Origin of the sequence: Woronichinia naegeliana WA131 (assembly GCA_025370055.1) — a bacterium.
GTDB lineage: Bacteria > Cyanobacteriota > Cyanobacteriia > Cyanobacteriales > Microcystaceae > Woronichinia > Woronichinia naegeliana.
In genome coordinates this window covers 4490372-4510091 of record CP073041.1, presented here as the reverse complement: position 1 = coordinate 4510091, position 19720 = coordinate 4490372, and the positions used below count along the sequence as shown (strand labels likewise).

Genomic DNA, 19720 nt, shown 5'->3' with positions numbered 1-19720 from the left:
CTCATGAACACTACGATTCTCAAACTGGAACCGGCGATCGCGCTTAGTGAAAATCAATTTTTTACGTTATGTCAACAAAATCCTGATCTGAAAATTGAACGCAGTGGCCAAGGAGAATTAATTATTATGCCGCCGACGGGTGGAGAAGCGGGTCGTAAAAATGCCACTTTAATTGCCCGATTGGTAATGTGGAATGAAACCGATAATCTTGGTGTGGTCTTTGACTCTTCTACCTGCTTCCGTTTACCCAAGGGCGGCGATCGCTCTCCTGATCTTTCTTGGCTAAAAAAAGAACGTTGGGATAGTCTGACTCCTGAACAACAGCGTAAATTTCCGCCCCTTTGTCCTGATTTTGTCTTAGAATTGCTTTCTCCTAGCGATAATCTGAGTTTTACTCAAGCTAAAATGCAGGAATATCAGGCTAATGGTGTGCAACTAGCTTGGCTTTTGAATCCCCAGGATCAACAGGTAAAAATTTATCGATTAGGTTGTCCTGTTGAAATTCTTTTCCGTCCTAGGGAATTATCTGGCGAAAATGTTTTACCTAATTTTGTGCTGAATCTAGCTTGGTTCTGGCTATAGTGTCAATAATTTCTACTGTTTGCAAACTATGAATACTACCCTTAAACTGGAACCGGCGATCGCGCTTAGTGAAAATCAATTTTTTACGTTATGTCAACAAAATCCTGATCTGAAAATTGAACGCAGTGGCCAAGGAGAATTAATTATTATGCCGCCGACGGGTGGAGAAACGGGTCGTAAAAATGCTGAACTGATTGCTGATTTTATCATTTGGAATCGTCAATCTAAATTAGGGATTGTTTTTGACTCTTCTACCTGCTTTCGTTTACCCAAGGGTGGCGATCGCTCTCCTGATCTTTCTTGGCTAAAAAAAGAACGTTGGGATGGCCTTACCTCTGAACAAAAACGCAAATTTCCACCCCTTTGTCCTGATTTTGTCTTGGAATTGCTTTCTCCTAGCGATAATCTCAGTCTTGCTCAGGCTAAAATGCAAGAATATCAGGCTAATGGTGTGCAACTGGCTTGGCTTTTGAATCCCCAGGATCAACAGGTAGAAATTTATCGTTTAGGTTATCCCGTTGAAATTCTTTTCCGTCCTAGGGAATTATTTGGCGAAAATGTTTTACCTAATTTTGTGCTCAATATTGCTTGGCTTTGGCAATAAAATCCGATCAAAAGGTAGGGGTTTGGTTTCCAAATCCACCAGCCTATTAAATTAATCAAAGGAGGAACAAGTAATGATAGAATATATACTAATTTGGGAAGGGGCAAAGGCCGCAGGAAACGTTTTCTGGCCAGTTTTAAAGAGTTTAGTGGAAGATTCAGCCAAGGATTACGCTAAGGATTTTTTCAAAGATTGTCTGAAAAATGTGTTTCGCTTGCCTGAGAAAGATGTTCAAAAGGAAGCCTATTTGACGGCATTAGAAGCATTTTTACAGTTATTTCAGCAGGAATTGAAAAATGCTGATTATCAGGAAGGTCAGATTAAGCAATATCTTGAGCCGATCCAGAAATTTATTGAACAGCCAAAAGTTGCGGCCATTTTAGGTAATGCTTTTGAAGCGAATTGTAAGAGTTTAGATACATCTTTTTTAGCGAAAACTTGGCAAGAGATGAATTTGCCTTTTTTGCCAGAAGATTTTGATTGGGAGTTGATCGGAAAACTTTATATCCGAGGTGTTAAACAAATTATTGCTAAGTCTGAAAAGTTGCGCCCGATTTATGATGTTCAACTCCAGGCGAAACAAGCTGAAGGTATCCAGGAATTGGTGGGAATCTCGCCTGATTTTGATTTGGGACGGTATGCGGAAGGATTGCGAGAACAGTATGGCAATCTGAAGTTAGAGTCTTTGGATACGACGGGAGTTTATTACAATGAGTTAAAACTCTGGAAAATTTTTATTGCCCAAAATGTACGGGAATGTCAGGAGTTATTGCCGCCAGAAATTCCAAAGGAAATTGAACAGAGATTAGTGAAGGAGGGACAGTTAGAAAAAAGCCAGTTAACAGATGAAGAACGAGACAAACGCCACCATGCCTATATTAATCAGCCGATACGTTTGGTGTGGGAACTTTTGGGCGATCCTACAGAGGAATCGAAATCGTTATCTAAGCCTGTCCAGTATGCGGTGATTTTGGGCGATCCTGGTTCAGGAAAATCTAGTTTGTTGCAATATTTGGCACTGAGTTGGGCGCAACGTCCGACCCGTGATTTGTCTTTATTTCCAATCCCGTTGTTGATTGAGTTACGATTTTATGGACGGGATAAGCAGGCGGCGAAACAAGGAGGGAAACCTTTTGATTTTCTTTCGTTTTTGCATGGTGGAAATATTACTTGTCACTTGAATCAGCAGACCGTTTTTGACAAGTTAAATGCAGGTCAGGGGATTGCTCTATTTGATGGTATTGATGAAGTGTTTGATCCTGCTTTGCGGGATGAGGTGCGGAAGGATATTCACCGTTTTAGTAATCGGTTTAAGAACGTGCAGATTATCGTAACGTCTCGGCGTTTGGGGTATAAAGCGCAACCCTTGCGCGATGCTGGGTTTAAGCATTTTATGTTGCAGGATTTGGAGATTGAGCAAATTGAAGATTTTCTTGAGCGTTGGCATAATCTCACGTTTACGGATGAGGCGGATAAGTTACGGAAAAAGGAACGGTTAATTAAGGCTATTCAGGATTCTAAGGCGATTCGAGAGTTGGCGAGGAATCCGTTGTTATTGACGATGATGGCGATTTTGAACCGTAAACAAGAGTTACCCAGAAGTCGCTCTACACTTTATGAAAAAGCATCAGAAGTTTTACTTTATCAATGGGATGTTGAAGTTAAGCTTTTAGAAAATCCTAAGTTTAAAGATTGGAAAATTTCAATAGAATTAGATCATAAGCAAAAAATGTTAAGAAAAGTTGCCTGTTTTATGCAGTCCAACAAAAAAGATACTTCAGGAAATCTGATCAGTAAGACCGATTTAGAAAATATTCTGACTGAATCTTTGAGAGAGATTATTGAGCGAGGAGAACCGAGAATGATCGCTCGTGTAATGATTGAAGAACTACGGAATCGTAATTTTATTTTGTGTTATTTGGGGGCAGATTCCTATGGTTTTGTGCATCGCACTTTTTTAGAATATTTTTGTGCTTGGGAGTTTGTTTGGCAGTTCAAGGAAACACAAACGTTAAAGATTGAGGGTTTGATTAATGATGTTTTTGGCAAGCATTGGCAGGATGAAAGTTGGCATGAGGTTTTGCGGTTAATTTGTGGAATGACTGAGCCGAAGTTTGTGGCGGACATTATTGATTTTCTTTTGAAGCAAGAAATTGATCGAAGCGAGTTTTTAGATGGAAATGGACACGTAAAAAGAGAAGGACTGGGTAATTTTATTTTAGCAACCAATTGTTTTGCAGAGGTTAGAAATAAGAACTTGATCGCTACAATTTCAGAGAAAATATTAAAAATATTAAAACACGAAATTGAACAAGAGTCTGAACCTTGGTTTAATTTTGATTTAGCAGACCCTTTGATGTCTTTAATTACCACAAATTGGAAAGAAGTTCCTAATACCTTACCTTGGCTTAAAGAACGCGCTCTACTGGATCAGTTTCACTCTGTTCGGGTAGCAGCAGTGAGGGCGATCGCTCAAAATTGGAAAGAAGACCCTGATACCTTGCCTTGGCTTAAAGACCGCGCTGTACAGGATCAGTTTCACTCTGTTCGACAATTGGCTGTATATGCGATCACTCAAGGATGGAAAGAAGACCCTGATACTTTGCCTTTCCTTAAAGACCGCGCTCTACTGGATAAAAATGAGGATGTTCGACGAGCGGCGGTAAGGGCGATCACCCAAAATTGGAAAGAAGACCCTGATACCTTGCATTGGTTTAAAGACCGCGCTCTACTGGATGAAAGTGAATATGTTCGACAAGCGGCGGTAAATGCGATCACCCAAAATTGGAAAGAAGACCCTAATACCTTGCATTGGTTTAAAGACCGCGCTCTACTGGATGAAAGTAAATATGTTCGACAAGTGGCGATCAATGCGATCACCCAAAATTGGAAAGAAGACCCTGATACTTTGCCTTTGCTTAAAGACCGCGCTCTACTGGATGAAAGTGAATATGTTCGACAAGCGGCGGTAAATGCGATCGCCGAAGGATGGAAAGAAGACCCTGATACCTTGCATTGGTTTAAATATCTCGCTCTATTGGATAAAGATGGTACTGTTCGACAATTGGCGGTATATGCGATCACTCAAGGATGGAAAGAAGACCCTGATACTTTGCCTTTGCTTAAAGACCGCGCTTTACTGGATGAAGATTATTATGTTCGACGAACGGCGATAACTGCGATCAGCGAAGGATGGAAAGAAGACCCTGATACCTTGCCTTTCCTTAAAAACCGCGCTCTACAAGATGAAGAGAAACGGGTTCGACAAGTGGCGGTACAGGCGATCATTCAAAACTGGCAAGAAGACCCAGAATTGTTTGAATTTTTAGCCAATATTGCCCTCAATGATCCCTTTAAACGTAAATATTATTTCCAAGATAATCCTAGTCAAACTGCCCTAGAAGCCTTACTCGAAAACTTCGGCGACAATCCTGATGAAGCCTTAGAGATTTTAAATCAGGTCGGGTTTATTAGACGTGAATATGATTTTGACGATAATCCTCGTGGAGATGCCCTACTAGGCTTACTCGAAAACTTCAGCGACAATCCTAAAACCTTAGAGATTTTAAATCAGGTCGCGCTTAATGATTCCGATGAACAATTGCGAGAATTTGCCCAAGAGAAATTGAAGGAGTGGGGGACGGGGTGAGGGGGAGATTGGGGGACTGGGGGACTGGGGGACGGGGAGACTGGGGGACTGGGGGGAATTTTTGTAAAATGGGGGTTATATTTCTAAAAAATGTCTGACTACGATGGAAAACGGCCAGAAAATCAAAACCCATGAAGATTTAAGAGTGTATCAAATGGCTTTTGATGCAGCGATAAAGATTTTTGAACTGTCTAGAAAATTTCCTATCGAAGATCGAAGAACGCTATTCTCTCACCGATCAAATTCGTCGCTCCTCCCGATCTGTATGTGCTAATCTTGCCGAAGCTTGGAGAAAACGCCGTTACCAAGCCGCTTTTATTGCCAAATTAAGTGACAGTGAAGCCGAAGCTGCCGAAGTTCAAGTTTGGTTAAAATTTGCCGTAAAATGTGGCTATTTAGACATCGAACAAGGGCGACAAATCTATGCCCAATACAATCAAATTCTTGCCAGTCTAGTCACCATAATCAAAGACCCCAAAAACTGGCTCCTCTAATCCCCCAGTCTCCCAGTCTCCCAGTCTCCCCATCTCCCCCCCATCCCACAAAAAATCTCTGTTACAATAATATTCAATAACCTTTAGTTTGATTACGGAATCGCTAACAATGGATAACCCAACACCGACAGCAATCCCCGATAACACAGCCGATCAGGAACTAGACGAATCAGAACAACCCTTCTGGAAAATGATTGTCGAAATTGGTAAGCAAGTCCCCATTGAAGAATGGAACAAATTACCGAAAGACTTTGCCCGCAACTTTGAACATTATATGTACGGCGCACCCAGGGAGGAAGATGAAGCGGAATGAACACAGTTTTTCTGGACACAGCCTATCTTCAAGCTCTGGTTGACACCCGTGATGATTTACATCTTTTAGCCGTACAAATTACTAACAATAGAGGTCGTTTTCCTTCGGTGACAAGTGAAATGGTCTTAACGGAATTACTCAATGCCCTATGCGGTAGAGGTGAGTATTTGCGCCAAGCGGGGCTGAGTATTGTGGATGGTTTACAACAAAATAAAAATGTTGAAATTGTTCCCCAAACACCTCAATTATTTGCTGAAGCCTTAGCTTTTTATCGCCAAAGAAAAGATAAAAGTTATAGCTTGACCGATTGTGCTTCTATGTTGATTATGAGACAGCAAAATATCAGAGATGTCTTGACATTTGATCGCCATTTTCAACAGGAAGGTTTTAACGCTTTATTGAGGAATGATTCTTAATCTAGTATTTTAAGAAAATGGGATTATCAATTATTCAGGCTTTTAAAATAGATAATCAACTCTAAATCTTGTAATGTTTGGGATGTCCAATTTATTTGTGCCATTTTGGGATGTCCAATTTATTTGTGCCATTGTTTAAAATTTTGCTTTGCGTCCTGATGAGAAATCACGTCGGATACATCCCGGACAAAGTAGTACATAGAATCTGGGGTAAAATGGAAAAAAACTGATGAGCGAAAAAAGTATGTTACCGATTCCCCCAGAAGAAAAAGCACTGTTAAAACCCACATTCCGTACATAAAAAAAGAACAAAGAAAATAAGAAAAGTCATTATGACAAAAGATAATACTGACAAGTAGTAGCCCCAAAAAAGCGCAAAATCCTCTCTCGCTCAAGCGTTAGATTGATTATTTGGGGACAATTATCCAGTACAACCCAATGAACTCCTCTCAACATCTGAAAAATCCAACGCAGTGTCGGACGCTGAGTCGGCTTTCCCAACTGATTAGGCACAGTCTCCTCCTGCTCTGCCAGAGCCAGTCTCAGTTTACGTTGTCCCAAGCTGTACACCAGTAAACACAACACCATGATGAAACTCAATGCCATAATCCGCTCAGGGGTTTTGAGAAAAACACTGGACGCCAAAAACAGAGGGTCTTTAAGGAAGCGAAAACCTCGCTCTACCCCTTGCTGTTGCTTGTAGTGGACAAGCAGTTGCTCATCGCTCAAAGAGTCTCCATCTAGCTGATTCGTCGCCAAGACAAAACGTCCTGCTGCCCGCTCTGAAGCTTGAACTTTCGCACTATTGAGGCTGAAAGTGGCTTGGGCATGATAGCTACGACGAATGGGCTGTTCATGGGGACGGGGTTTACCTCGATGACCGTAATGACATTTTTCGACGACAGTTAGGTCTTGAAGAAGATGCCATTCTAAACTCTTCTCCCATCGGCTCAGGGCGGTTAAAGCATCCTCCCGACAAGCAAATTCCTGACGCTGTAATTGTTCTAATTGTCTTTGAGCTTGAGCCGTTGCTTTCTCTGTCTTCTTCGTCAGTTGTTTGAGGTCTAAAGCTTTTTTTTGCTCGCTATCTACCACTATCCAACGTTGTTTGACTCCCCCATATTCACTTTCTAAGGAGGTAAGACGATAGCCCTCTAAATCAGTTGTGATGAATTGCTCCGAGGCTAATTGACTGACCGCATCCTGCACTTCTCTAATCGTTTTCGGCACAGAACATAACCAGTATATGCCGGTTAACTTTTGCAAGTTATCGGCACTGTATAAGGCTGAATCTGCTATATACAAACCATCGAATTGCCACTGCTCATTGAACTTTTTCAAGAGTTTAGCAAACTCTTTTTTATCACTTTGATTGCCATCTCCTAATTCGAGAAAAGCGGGAATGTCGCCATCCCCCCAACAGACTAGATTCAAGACAAATTGTTTCAAGTCTGGTCGCTTATCCTTTGAATAGCCATGAGTGATATGGATTATTTGGCTTTCTTTGTCTTCTCTCTCCACCGATAATTTATATTCCCCTTGTACCGATAATGAACTGGAGTCTAAATGGGAACTTTTCATCACTATTTTGAAGATTTCTACGGCTTTTAGACAAATTCCGAGAAACAAACGGCTGATGCCGGCCATAAAGATTAAATCTAAGACTCTCCCTAAACGGTCATCATTCAGGTCGCTGGCTTTTATTCCTTTTCCTAAAAGATGTTCTACTGGTTTATCTTCAAAAAAACGACTGAACAAATATAAAGGAGAGTTGATAAAGCCTAAGCCATTGAGAATCATCGCTTTCACTACCAGACCCGCACTGATTTTAGCACGGTCATTTTCTCCTAGTTGTTCATTGATATAATCCACTAGACCTAGTTCATCAACTATCGCCGCGATTATTCCTAAATGGTCGAGATTTTTAACGTTTAATTGGGTCATTTTCTCTTGGGTTTATTAGCTTTTTTATTTTAACTATTCTGTCTAAGTACAGGACAAAAAATGTAGGGAGTCGAGAAAAAGAGAAAAATTGGGTAGAGAAGGATTAAGAACAAGATGACGAAGATGGTCAAAACCAAGACGAAAAAGACTCTGCGCTAGGCGACCATGTTTCTTGAGGGGAATGGGATGAAGATGATGAATTGCTAGACCAGTTTTGAGAGACCAAGCCAAAGCTAAAGTCAGTAAAGCCAAAAGCTTACGAAGACGCTTGGGGTCAGTAAAGTGAGTAGATTCCAAGCAAAAGCCACGAGTCTTAAAGATGCCAAAAAGGGTTTCAATGCCCCAACGCAGGGCATAATCGTGAATAAGACCTTGGGAATCGGGATGTCCAATGACGATGAGTAGAGAATTATCAGGCAAGCGAAGAGCCTCTACAGAAACAGGATATCCCCAAACCCGACAACTCCCTTGAAGACGTTGAGATTCACTCTTTTGCAAGATGGGCAAAAATGACTTTGGCGGCCAAAAGCTTGCCATTGTGCTCAATCTTGTCCGTAGCCCGAATTCTCAGACAGAAAGCCAGTAGCGGTTCGAGCAGAAGATAGCGAAGCCAAGCCTGACCAATAAACTCACGGTCGCCACATAAACAACGAATCAGGGCGGTGGGAAAAATCTTGAGCATCTCCTCGATAAAACGCATTCGTTCATCACTGTTAGAATTGCCCTTTTTCTTGCTAAGCATCCACCACAAGATGGGAATGGCTACTCCTTCATGGACAATGCCGACAGTGAGGATATTATAACCATGACTGCCAAACTCCCAGGTTGTGCGGTCAATACTTAATACCCAAGGTTGAGGGATATCCAGCCAACTGACTACAATACGGGCAATGTGATGGTAATCCAGCTCAAATCCTGAGAAAAAGCGTTGTAAGCGTTTGTAATGAGAATCCACCAATGCCCGACCTTCAAAACCCAGAGCCAATTCTTTAAGGTTAACCGTTTTCACTTTGAGGAGGGCGAGTAAGAACAAGGCTAGGAAGGAGAGTCTGGCACCATGCCATCCCAAATGGGGTTTTAGGGCTTGTTTCAATGCGTTATATTGGTTCATGGGTTTTCTTACATTACGTTCATCTTCCATGAAACCCCTTTCTCGTATACTTTTCAAGCCTTTTGTCCTGTACTTAGCTATTCTGTAGCCATTTTTGAATCTATTTTTATTTTTTCAAGACTAGTACGGAATACGGGCTCTAACACAGAAGTCGAAGAAATTAGCATAGATGGTGGGAAGGTACGACTCAGAACTCCCAAGGGAGAACCCTTAATTTGGCGTGATTATAAAGGAGTCAGTTTTCATCAATTGGGGGTAGCTGCCTTTTTTCAAGATAACTCGGCTTTATTAGATTTGGTTAATTCTCAAATTTTGGCTAAGCCTTTAATTTGTTTGGGAGATGGACATGATGGTATCTGGAACTTATTTCGTGAGATAGGACAGAAACATGAGCGAATTGAAATTTTGGACTGGTATCACTTAATTGAAAACCTCTATAAAGTTGGGGGGTCATTCCAGCGAATTGAGGAGGTCAAGTCTTTTCTTTGGACGGGTGAAGTGGATGCCGCTATCTCCTGTTTTGAGGGATGGTCAGAGCCTCAAGCTGAGAATTTTATCATTTATTTAAACAAGCATAAACATCGGATTGTCAATTATGGTTATTTGCAGGCAGAGGGCATTTCCATTGGCTCTGGCTCTGTCGAATCTCAAGTTAAACAAATTGGTCATCGTCTTAAAATTACTGGTGCGAGTTGGAATTCTGACAATGTACCACAAGTCCTTCGTCATCGCTGTTCCTATTTAAATGATTACCTTTTTTGACTCTTTCATTTACCTCGTTAAGTATTTCTACTTATTGCAGAGGTGAGATGCTCCCTGAATAAATACAAGGGAGAATTAATAAATCCTAAGCCATTGAGAATCATGGCTTTAACCACCAGACCCGCACTGATTTTCGCACGGTCATTTTCTTGTAACTGTTCATTGATATAATCCACTAGACCTAGTTCATCAACTACGGCCGCGATTATTCCTAAATGGTCGAGATTTTTAACGTTTAATTGGGTCATTTTCTCCTCGGTTTGTTAGCTTTTTTATTTTAACTATTCTGTTGCTATTTTTGAATCTATTTTTATTTTTTCAAAATTAGTACGGGATATGGGTTAAAACAGCATCTCACCGAATCAGCCCGTATCCTGCGCAAATATACGGAACCAGAGAAACAGAAGGACTTTGGAAGCATCGAAGTAGAAGTCAGAACCCAGATGTTAGAAATTGTGGGGCCAACAATGGGGGAGTTTTTTTTTCAGAAGGGGGAAAAAAACGGTCTGGAAACAAGCGAAAAATCAAAACCCTAGTCGGAGAAGTGGAAATAAGCCAAAAACAAGCCAGAAAACTAAAGGTGTCGCCAAAAATCGTCTTAAGTCCAGGTTTAGAGAAATGCTGTCTAAGAGCCAGTGCGAAAACATCCTACCAACAAGCAGAAGAAGATATAGAGGAGTTGATGGGGATAAAAGTAGGACATAGCAGTTTACATCGCTTGGTAGAACGGACAGAACTGCCCTTAGCTCAAGCTCAGTCAGAGAGTGCGGGGGTCAGTATAGATGGGGGAAAGATTTGTCTGCGGGGCGAGGAGAAGGAAGGGGGACAGTGGCGAGATTATAAACTGGTGAGTCTTCATGGCAATGTCTGTGAAGCCTTTTTCCAAGACCCAGAGGGCTTAAAGAATTGGAGCAATGTTCAACCTTTGTCCCCAATAGTGACCTTTTTGGGAGATGGTCATCCCGCAATCTGGAATGCGGTAGAGAGTTTCGCCACTCAATCGTGGCTGATACGACGAGAGGTGTTGGATTGGTATCATCTCAAGGAGAATCTGTTCAAAGTGGGTGGCTCTCTCAAACGGCTAGAAGCAGTGGAGCATTTACTGTGGCGGGGTTTTGTGAACAAGGCAATAGATGCGTTTGATGGAGTCAAAAGCAAGAGGGCAAAGAATTTTCAAGCCTATTTGACGAAGCATTATCAGCGTATCCCTGATTACCAATACTATCAACAGCTTGGTATTGTGATTGGTTCTGGTGATGTGGAGTCTAAGATTAAACAGGTGGGAGCTAGGGTTAAATTGTCGGGAGCACGTTGGCATCTTCATAATGTTTCTCGTATTCTTCGGCTACGATGTGCTTATCTCAATCACTCTCCTCTTTTGAGTGTCAATGTATTATCTTAAGTGGGATGCACCCAATCACGTCATTCGCTTCAACTTGCTTTAAACCTTGCTCAATCTTATAAAGAAAATAAAGATGTTCCATAATATCTTCAATACCAATATCTTGAGGCATTTCCTGAACTGATTGAAGAACTTTTTCCTTAAAACTAATTGTCGTCATAATCAAAACGCTCCGTTTAATATCGAATCAAGTAGGGTGTGATCATGGGTAAAGTATAACTTATTTTCTATCTCAATATTCACAAGGGAGACGGGGTGAGGGGGAGACTGGGGGACTGGGAGACGGGGAGATGGGGTGAAATTTTGTAAGATGGGGGTTATATTTCTAAAAAATGTCTGACTACGATGGAAAACGGCCAGAAAATCAAAACCCATGAAGATTTAAGAGTGTATCAAATGGCTTTTGATGCAGCGATAGAAATTTTTGAACTGTCTAAAAAATTTCCTATCGAAGAACGCTATTCTCTCACCGATCAAATTCGTCGCTCCTCTCGATCTGTCTGTGCGAATCTTGCCGAAGCTTGGAGAAAACGCCGTTACCAATCTGCTTTTATTGCCAAATTAAGTGACAGTGAAGCCGAGGCTGCCGAAGTTCAAGTTTGGTTAAAATTTGCCGTAAAATGTGGCTATTTAGACATCGAACAAGGGCGACAAATCTATGCCCAATACAATCAAATTCTTGCCAGTCTAGTTACCATGATCAAAGACCCCAAAAACTGGCTCCTCTAATCCCCCCATCTCCCAGTCTCCCAGTCTCCCAGTCTCCCAGTCTCCCAGTCTCCCAGTCTCCCAGTCTCCCAGTCTCCCAGTCTCCCAGTCTCCCAGTCTCCCAGTCTCCCAGTCTCCCAGTCTCCCAGTCTCCCAGGTGTGCGACCTTTAGTTGATAAAAGCTGTTGTAATCAGGGTTCTACAGGGAACCCATATTGATCAAGTTTTGCCCAAAATTGACTCCATCGTTCCTTGGTCAATACCAAAGCTCGTAGGCTCAAAATAATTCCTGCTCCTTTTTCCTTCCATCGCATCCCTGAACAACATAATCGTTGTTTGACCAACGTCTTACAAGCTGCTTCCGTAACACCTGAACCAATCGGATACTTTTTCTCTAAGTATTCAGCATAATCCATTTGATGCTGATGATTCTCGTAATAAGTAATCGCCGCTTGTAGTTTCTCGGTAAGATTCTTAGAATGACTTTTTTCTTCTTTGACTTCTTTCATCAGATTTAGCAGTTCTCCTGCTTTTCCTTTTTCATGCTTGAGTTCTCGACAATTTTCAGTCAACCATTCTTTTTGTTTTGACACGGTATTCGGATGCAACGCTTCTGCCAAGGCACCTAAGTAACCAGAGGCATGATAGAAATCTAATATCTGTTCTTCCGTTTGCTTTTCTAAAAACTTCCAATTTGATTCTGCCCCGTCTGCTATCCCGACCAATGTTGCCTCTGGATAACGGTTTTTCGCTCGCTCAATTTCTCTTTCTAATCTTTCTAGAAAACTCTTTTTTCCATACTCTGGTGCCGCACCTAGATAGATTGTAGGTTGACGTTCGCCTTCACTATCGTATAGGGAAACGGTTCCCACCATTGCTTCACGGTAGCCATCCTCACACATCAGCATACAGGTTCCATCTAATCCTATTCCCACTGTTGCAATTTGGCTATCCTCCTTGGGCGGGGCATAACTCCACGCTTCTTCTTTTGCCTGTACCACACTTCCTACTGCTTCACTCAATCTTTGGATATAGGATAGCGCTACTTTTCTACCATGATTTTCTAATAAATCATTTTTCGCCTCTTTGCCTGCCATCCCTGACATTTTTGAGGATACCTGTTTTGCCAATAATGGCGTTGATGTTATGATTATCCTTGCTTCTCTTTCTAAGGGGCAATACGTTTTTCCTCCTACTGAACGCTGATATACATGACGATTCACTATAACCTCACCATAAGGTGTTTGATATTCTTTCGGTTGCTCTCCCTTACTCTTCCAGATTTCTTCACCGATTTTTAAGGGTGAACCATCTGTATCTAAATATTTCAAGGCTTCTTTGCTGGCGATGCAACCTACTTCGTTTAAGCCTTTTTGAATATTTATTTCTGTATCCAACATTGAACGACTGAGTTCTAATGTTAGTTCTATTTTTATCTTTGAACCCTCTACATTAATTAGTTTTGCTGTCATCATTGTTTCCTCTTTGTCACTTTTCATCTCATGTTAACACTTTTCTTTTCCTTCATCAACTAAAGGTCACACCCTCTCCCAGTCTCCCAGTCTCCCAGTCTCCCAGTCTCCCAGTCCCCAAGTCCCCCCATCTCCCCATGACCACCAAAGAACAACTACTCCAAGAAATCGAAAAAAGTCCCGAACCTCTCCTCCAAGAAGTTCTTAATTTTCTTATATCAATACGAGCAAAAAATTATCCTGAAACTCGTAAACCCATCTGGCAAATTGCCCAAGAAATTATGGCCGATGTTCCGCCAGAAATCATTGATCAACTCCCCACCGATGGAGCCGAACAACACGATCATTATATTTATGGCACACCAAAACGCGAATTATGAACATCATTTTTGCCGATAGCTTTTACTGGATCGCCTTGCTGAGTCCTAAAGATACTTGGCATTCTAGAGTGATAAAATGGAGCCAATCTAACTCTAAGCAATCCCTCATAATTACAGACGGTATCATTGATGAAATTTTTGCCCATTTCTCCAAACAAGGAGACATCATGCGCGGCAAGGTTATAGAACTTTATCAAAATATTCTTGATGATCCCAGTATTCAACTCATTTCTTATAATCAAGAATTGCGACAAGCGAGTATCGAACTTTATAAAAAACGACCTGATAAAGGATATAGTCTAACCGATTGTATTTCAATGGTTGTAATGAGAAATCTTAATATCTCTGAAGTATTAACCAATGATAAACACTTTAGTCAAGAGGGATTTGTGATTATCTTTTCTGGGTAATTGATTTAAAATAAAAAAAAGCATCTCGCATTTAACCTTCTTCCACTTCTTTCAGATGGGCTAAATAATCTGCTAAAATATTCTCTGAAAAATCAATATCTTCTTGAGCAAATTCCGCTTGTAATGCTTGAGATTCTTCCTCAGAAATATTATCCCACTTTTGAAAAAGCGAATTGGCTTGTAAAGATTGAACAAAATCAAAAACTTTTCTTGCTGTAAAATTTTCGTTGATTACATCTAACGCGAGCTCGAAAGCCCTATCGTACCATTTCACAGGATAATCTATCAACGAATTATTTACAGGTAGGAAATTTTTGAAAAGATGGGGTTACAAGCAGAAAATTAGATGAAATTTCTAATCAAGTGGTAGAAGCAAACAAACAACTTCCTAATAAAAGTGAGTAGTATTTTTGGTTCTTCGGTATTCGTTATGCCAAATATGAGGTTATCTACTCCAGAAACCATGCCAAGAAAGGGTTTCCTTGTCTTTACACTCAATTCATGCCAAATCAACTGACAGTTTTAACTGAAAGCCTTATACAGCAAGGGTTTTAGGAGTTGATAAAATGACTTAGCATAGTAACTACCGATGAACCAGTAAAAATAGTGGTCGTGAATAGTAAATACGGAGAGGCAGATGGACGGGAATGGATCAAATTTTGAGGAGGGGGTTGCTAATTTTCTCGATATCGTTATAGAATGGAATCTTGTCAGTGTTCGGGGCGTAGCGCAGCTTGGTAGCGCACCACTTTGGGGTAGTGGGGGTCGTGGGTTCGAATCCCGCCGCTCCGATTAAAAAGCCTCTTTAGATCATCATAATGATCTCTGTTGTGAGATTGTTGTAGTTATCAATATCAATCTAGATAAGAAAGGTGATGAGGCGATCGCCTTTTTCAAATTTTTTTATTGTTGCTCGCCTTGCTGAATAGGACTTATGTTTAGGGCTCCCGATTTAACCAAACCCCAAAAACGTTGGCAGTTCTTTGCGGATCGGGGTGGTACATTTACCGATCTAGTGGCCATTACTCCCGATCATCAAATTATCACCTATAAACTCTTATCAGAAAATCCTGAACAGTATGCCGATGCGATTGTTCAGGGCATACGCGATATTTTAGGACTCTCGCTAGAGGAGCCAATTCCTTCAGACCAAATCGAAGTCATCAAAATTGGCACAACCGTTGGTACCAATGCACTTTTAGAGCGCAAAGGCGATCGCACCGTTTTAGTCATTACCAAAGGCTTTAAAGATGCGTTACGTATTGGTTATCAAAATCGCCCCGATATTTTTGCGCGTCAAATTATTTTACCCGAATTGCTTTATGAGCAAGTAATTGAAATAGAAGAAAGAGTTGATGCTCAGGGAAATGAGTTAATTCCCATTAGGATTAATCAAGTTCAACAGGATTTACAAGCCATTTATAATAGCGGTATTCGCGGTTGTGCCATTGTTTTAATGCACAGTTATCGTTATCCTCAGCATGAACAACAGATAGCAGAAATTGCCCAGGCGATCGGCTTTAGCCAAATTTCAATTTCCCATCAGGTTAGTCCTTTAATGAAATTGGTTTCACGGGGAGATACAACTGTTATTGATGCCTATATATCTCCCATTTTAAAACGCTACGTAGAGCAAGTAACTAGTCAGTTAAATTCTTCAGATAAGTCTTGTATTAAATTAATGTTTATGCAATCTAATGGAGGATTAACGGATGCTAAGAATTTTCAGGGAAAAGATAGTTTATTGTCCGGGCCGGCTGGTGGCATTATAGGGTCAGTTAAAACCAGTTTGAGGGCTGGATTTACAAAGATTCTGACCTTTGATATGGGAGGAACTTCTACTGATGTAGCCCATTTTAAAGGAGAATATGAACGTCAATTTGAAACAGAAATTGCTGGAGTTAGAGTACGAGTGCCAATGATGGCTATTCATACCGTTGCAGCCGGGGGCAGTTCTATTTTACAGTTTAAAAATCAACGGTTTCAAGTAGGGCCAGACTCGGCGGGAGCTAATCCAGGACCAAGTTCCTATCGTCGTGGTGGGCCACTTTGTATTACTGATGCTAATATTCTGTTAGGAAAAATTCGAGCCGATTATTTCCCCCAGGTGTTTGGATTAACTGGCGATTTACCTTTAGATACTAATATAGTTCAGCAAGGTTTTACCGCACTTTCTCAGGAAATTTCCCAACAGATAGGTTATTCTTTAAGCGTAGAAAAAGTCGCTGCTGGCTTTATTGAAATTGCAGTGGAAAATATGGCTAATGCCATCAAAAAAATCTCTGTACAAAGGGGTTATAATACAGCAGCATATACGCTGGTTTGCTTTGGCGGTGCTGGGGGACAACACGCCTGTTTAATTGCAGATAAATTAGGGATAAAAACGATTTTTATTCATCCCTTTGCCGGAGTTTTGTCTGCCTACGGTATTGGTTTAGCAGATTTACGAGTCATTAAACAAAGTTCGGTGGAAAAAATTCTAGATATTAGTATTCTCGACCAACTAAAATTAACAATCACTCAATTAATGCTAGAAGCAAAACAGGAACTAGACACCACTGAAGAATTTTCAGAATCTTCTTTAACCACTTTGGCCCAACTTCATCTGAAATATCAAGGGACGGATTCTACCTTAATCGTTGACTTTCAGGATGATCTGCAATTGATGAAAACAATGTTTGAGCAGGAACAGCGATCGCGCTATGGTTTTATTCAACCCCATAAACCATTAGTGGTGGACTCAATTACTGTAGAAGTGGTACAACAGACAGCCATACCCGAAGAACCGCAGCATCAGCGATCGCGTTTAACGCCTCCTGAAGCAGTGGAGCAAACTCAGATTTTTACTCAAGATCAATGGCATCAAACCCCCATCTTTTTACGAGAGCAATTAGAGCCAGAGGATTCTATTATCGGGCCAGCTATCATTGTAGAAAAAATTGGCACAATTATTGTGGAACCGCATTGGAAGGCCAAGTTAACGGACAGAAATTATCTTATTTTAACTCGACATTAGACCTCTTGCAAATTTAAGAAAGTCCCCCTTAAAAAGGGGGATTTAGGGGGATCAAACTCTATTGTGCAAGAAGTCTTAGGGAAATACCCGATAAATTTCTCTTCGATGGGCAATTCGTTGACAAATAATTTGCTTAACCTCTGAATTAATAGTTATACCAATTCGATAGTCGCCAACACGGATTTTATATTTATCTGTATATCCTTTCATTTTTTCAATATATCCAAGACTAAAAGGATTATCCGATGTGAGTTCTTGGAATACAATGATTTCAACTCGGTTTTGAATCTGCTTGGGTAAGGAGGCAAGTTCTTTTAAAAATCGTTTAGTATATTCAATCTTCCACATTGCACTTTTTTAGTGATTGATAATAGGAAAAGGCTTCACTGCCAGAAAGTCGTTCATCACTTTTGGTTTCTTCCATTAATTTTGCCAAACCAAAGTCTTCCAAAATTTCTTCGATTTGATTATAGACAGCAATAGGTATCTGAACCGCCAAGGGTCGTTGTTGTTCATCAAGGATGTACTGTTTTGGGATCTCAAGCATTTTAGACCTCGATTATTGACTTCAACAAAAAGTATTAGCTGTATAATAACAGCAACGTTACCTATCCCGATAAAATACAAAATAAGTAGTACGCCTATAGTGCAATGCTATCAACATAATTATATATTAGTAAAAATACCCTGTTTTTCTTTTGCTAAATAGAGAAAAAAGCAAAAATAAACTAAGTTTTTATTGTCTCAAAAATATGAAAAATAGGATTTAAATCCTTACAAAATACTTTTTGAATAAAGAAATATTAAGTATGAGTTCCTCCTTTAAACCAGATCCAATTCGCCTAGAAATCTTCAAAAATCTCTTTCAATTTATTGCGGAAGAAATGGGAATTACCCTGCAAAATACAGCGACTTCTGTCAATATAAAAGAACGCCTTGATTTTTCCTGTGCCATTTTTGACAAGCAGGGAAATCTTGTTGCCAACGCTCCCCATATTCCTGTTCATTTAGGCTCGATGTCTGCCAGTATTTATAGTCTTATTAAGGCAGTGGGTCAAAACCTAAAACCAGGCGACATTTATATTTCCAATAATCCCTACAATGGTGGAACCCATTTACCCGATATTACTGCTATTACACCTGTTTTTAATCCCTCCCAAACTGAAGTTATTTTTTACGTTGCCTCACGGGGACACCACAGCGATATTGGTGGTATTACCCCTGGTTCCATGCCGCCCCACAGTCAAAGGATTGAAGAAGAGGGCATTTTAATCGATAATTTTTTATTGATTGAAGCTGGAGAATTACAAGAAAAAGCCTTACGTTTATTATTGCAAAATCACCCCTATCCGGCTCGCAATCCTGACCAAAATTTAGCGGATCTAACGGCCCAAGTGAATGCTAATGCTAAGGGGGTAGAAGAATTGACCCAAATGGTTAAAACCTATGGTTTAGAGACGGTGCAAACTTATATGAATTTTGTACAAGACAATGCCGAAGAGGCGGTGCGCCGTGCGATTGAGGTCTTGAAAGATGGAAGTTTTTGTTATGCAATGGACAATGGAACTATTATTCAGGTCAAAATTACAATTAATCCTCAAGCGCGATCAGCAACGATTGATTTTACCGGAACCTCTTCCCAATTAACCAGTAATTTTAATGCGCCGATCGCCGTTTGTCAGTCATCAGTGTTATACGTTTTTCGCACATTGGTTGACGAGAATATTCCCCTGAATCATGGTTGTTTAAAACCGCTCAACATCATTATTCCTGAAGGCTCAATGCTAAACCCTGTTTATCCGGCGGCGATCGTAGCGGGTAACGTGGAAACATCCCAGGCAATTGTCGATGCTCTCTATGGAGCTTTGGGTGTGATGGCCGCTTCCCAGGGAACGATGAACAATTTCACCTTTGGCAATGAACAGTATCAATACTATGAAACGATTTGTGGCGGTTCGGGGGCTGGCCCTACTTTTACCGGAACCGATGCTGTGCAAACTCACATGACCAATTCTCGCTTAACCGATCCAGAAGTGTTGGAAAGTCGTTTTCCTGTCCTGCTAGAAGAATTTTCGATTCGTTCCCATAGTGGTGGTCAAGGTCAGTTTACTGGGGGTAAGGGTGTCACCCGTAAGATCCGTTTTTTAGAACCGATGACAGCTTCTATCCTCTCTAATCATCGGGCGATCGCGCCTTTTGGGATGGCAGGCGGTGAAGCTGGCTCGCTTGGGATGAATTATGTCGAATATCAAAATGGCAACATCGAAGTATTAAAAAATACAGCTTCAGTCACCATGCAACCTGGAGATGTCTTTGTCATTGAAACACCTGGCGGCGGCGGCTATGGTAAGGCAGCAATTCTAAATGTGGAAAATTTGGATTCGGTCTGAGCGTCTGTCATATCTCCTTGATAACTTTTTGGGTTTATCGAGCGTTTATGCTATCACATTACTTATG

General features: G+C 40.8%; 18 protein-coding genes, 1 tRNA gene and 3 pseudogenes. 14 read left to right on the top strand and 8 right to left on the bottom strand.

The window, feature by feature from the left end; genetic code table 11:
* The first annotated feature begins 3 nt into the window (after positions 1-3).
* The 6 genes from KA717_22825 (at position 4) to KA717_22800 (ending at position 6058) form a co-directional block, all read left to right on the top strand.
* Entirely contained in the window at positions 4-582 is a 579-nt protein-coding gene (locus tag KA717_22825; protein ID UXE58829.1) for a Uma2 family endonuclease, read from the top strand.
* A 28-nt stretch (positions 583-610) separates the two neighbouring features.
* The gene (locus tag KA717_22820) at positions 611-1186 is read left to right on the top strand and encodes a Uma2 family endonuclease (GenBank protein ID UXE58828.1); all 576 of its coding nucleotides are present in this window, start codon (positions 611-613) and stop codon (positions 1184-1186) included.
* Positions 1187-1259: 73 nt separating this feature from the next.
* Positions 1260-4835: a HEAT repeat domain-containing protein gene (locus tag KA717_22815; protein ID UXE58827.1), complete on the top strand. Its 3576-nt coding sequence runs from the start codon at positions 1260-1262 to the stop codon at positions 4833-4835.
* Positions 4836-5017: 182 nt separating this feature from the next.
* Positions 5018-5329, top strand: a complete 312-nt coding sequence (locus KA717_22810; GenBank protein ID UXE58826.1) for a four helix bundle protein — start codon at positions 5018-5020, stop codon at positions 5327-5329.
* Positions 5330-5438: 109 nt separating this feature from the next.
* Positions 5439-5642, top strand: a complete 204-nt coding sequence (locus KA717_22805) for a hypothetical protein (GenBank protein ID UXE58825.1) — start codon at positions 5439-5441, stop codon at positions 5640-5642.
* Positions 5639-6058: a PIN domain-containing protein gene (locus KA717_22800; GenBank protein ID UXE58824.1), complete on the top strand. Its 420-nt coding sequence runs from the start codon at positions 5639-5641 to the stop codon at positions 6056-6058. Before KA717_22805 ends, KA717_22800 begins: the two co-directional genes overlap by 4 nt.
* A gap of 330 nt (positions 6059-6388) precedes the next feature.
* On the opposite strand, the gene KA717_22795 is transcribed toward KA717_22800, so the two are convergent.
* Positions 6389-8002, bottom strand: a complete 1614-nt coding sequence (locus KA717_22795) for an IS1634 family transposase (protein ID UXE58823.1) — start codon at positions 8000-8002, stop codon at positions 6389-6391.
* Positions 8003-8044: 42 nt separating this feature from the next.
* Positions 8045-9113 (bottom strand): annotated as a pseudogene (locus KA717_22790) (IS4 family transposase).
* A 147-nt stretch (positions 9114-9260) separates the two neighbouring features.
* On the opposite strand from KA717_22790, the pseudogene KA717_22785 reads away from it, so the two are divergent.
* Positions 9261-9875 (top strand): annotated as a pseudogene (locus tag KA717_22785) (ISKra4 family transposase).
* A 17-nt stretch (positions 9876-9892) separates the two neighbouring features.
* On the opposite strand, the gene KA717_22780 reads toward KA717_22785, so the two are convergent.
* Positions 9893-10123 carry a DUF4277 domain-containing protein gene (locus KA717_22780; protein UXE58822.1) on the bottom strand — a complete coding sequence of 77 codons (231 nt, stop codon included), beginning with the start codon at positions 10121-10123 and terminating at the stop codon, positions 9893-9895.
* A gap of 275 nt (positions 10124-10398) precedes the next feature.
* Here KA717_22780 and KA717_22775 point away from each other — a divergent pair, with 275 nt between their 5' ends.
* Positions 10399-11277 (top strand): ISKra4 family transposase, encoded by an 879-nt coding sequence (locus tag KA717_22775; GenBank protein ID UXE64756.1) that lies wholly within the window; start codon positions 10399-10401, stop codon positions 11275-11277.
* On the opposite strand, the gene KA717_22770 is transcribed toward KA717_22775, so the two are convergent.
* Positions 11261-11437, bottom strand: coding sequence for a hypothetical protein (locus tag KA717_22770; protein UXE58821.1), 177 nt, complete (start codon positions 11435-11437; stop codon positions 11261-11263). The two genes, KA717_22775 and KA717_22770, sit on opposite strands and share 17 nt — an antisense overlap.
* A gap of 185 nt (positions 11438-11622) precedes the next feature.
* Here KA717_22770 and KA717_22765 point away from each other — a divergent pair, with 185 nt between their 5' ends.
* The gene (locus KA717_22765; protein UXE58820.1) at positions 11623-12006 is read left to right on the top strand and encodes a four helix bundle protein; all 384 of its coding nucleotides are present in this window, start codon (positions 11623-11625) and stop codon (positions 12004-12006) included.
* Positions 12007-12176: 170 nt separating this feature from the next.
* Here the strand turns inward: KA717_22765 and KA717_22760 are convergent, their stop codons facing one another.
* On the bottom strand, positions 12177-13457 hold the full coding sequence (locus KA717_22760; GenBank protein UXE64755.1) for an ISKra4 family transposase: 1281 nt from the start codon (positions 13455-13457) through the stop codon (positions 12177-12179).
* Between the two features lie 137 nt (positions 13458-13594).
* Here KA717_22760 and KA717_22755 point away from each other — a divergent pair, with 137 nt between their 5' ends.
* The gene (locus KA717_22755) at positions 13595-13837 is read left to right on the top strand and encodes a DUF2281 domain-containing protein (protein UXE58819.1); all 243 of its coding nucleotides are present in this window, start codon (positions 13595-13597) and stop codon (positions 13835-13837) included.
* On the top strand, positions 13834-14247 hold the full coding sequence (locus KA717_22750) for a PIN domain-containing protein (protein ID UXE58818.1): 414 nt from the start codon (positions 13834-13836) through the stop codon (positions 14245-14247). The genes KA717_22755 and KA717_22750 overlap by 4 nt, the downstream gene beginning before the upstream one ends.
* Positions 14248-14278: 31 nt before the next feature.
* On the opposite strand, the gene KA717_22745 is transcribed toward KA717_22750, so the two are convergent.
* The gene (locus KA717_22745; GenBank protein ID UXE58817.1) at positions 14279-14536 is read right to left on the bottom strand and encodes a hypothetical protein; all 258 of its coding nucleotides are present in this window, start codon (positions 14534-14536) and stop codon (positions 14279-14281) included.
* Positions 14537-14965: 429 nt separating this feature from the next.
* Between KA717_22745 and KA717_22740 the strand changes: the two genes are divergently transcribed.
* A tRNA-Pro gene (locus KA717_22740) sits at positions 14966-15039 on the top strand.
* Between the two features lie 142 nt (positions 15040-15181).
* Entirely contained in the window at positions 15182-17263 is a 2082-nt protein-coding gene (locus KA717_22735; protein UXE58816.1) for a hydantoinase/oxoprolinase family protein, read from the top strand.
* Between the two features lie 75 nt (positions 17264-17338).
* On the opposite strand, the gene KA717_22730 is transcribed toward KA717_22735, so the two are convergent.
* Complete coding sequence (locus KA717_22730; protein ID UXE58815.1) at positions 17339-17611, bottom strand: type II toxin-antitoxin system RelE/ParE family toxin; 273 nt, start codon at positions 17609-17611, stop codon at positions 17339-17341.
* Positions 17598-17810 carry a hypothetical protein gene (locus KA717_22725; GenBank protein ID UXE58814.1) on the bottom strand — a complete coding sequence of 71 codons (213 nt, stop codon included), beginning with the start codon at positions 17808-17810 and terminating at the stop codon, positions 17598-17600. The genes KA717_22730 and KA717_22725 overlap by 14 nt, the downstream gene beginning before the upstream one ends.
* A 283-nt stretch (positions 17811-18093) precedes the next feature.
* Here KA717_22725 and KA717_22720 point away from each other — a divergent pair.
* Positions 18094-19653 (top strand): annotated as a pseudogene (locus KA717_22720) (hydantoinase B/oxoprolinase family protein).
* Positions 19654-19720: the final 67 nt, after the last annotated feature.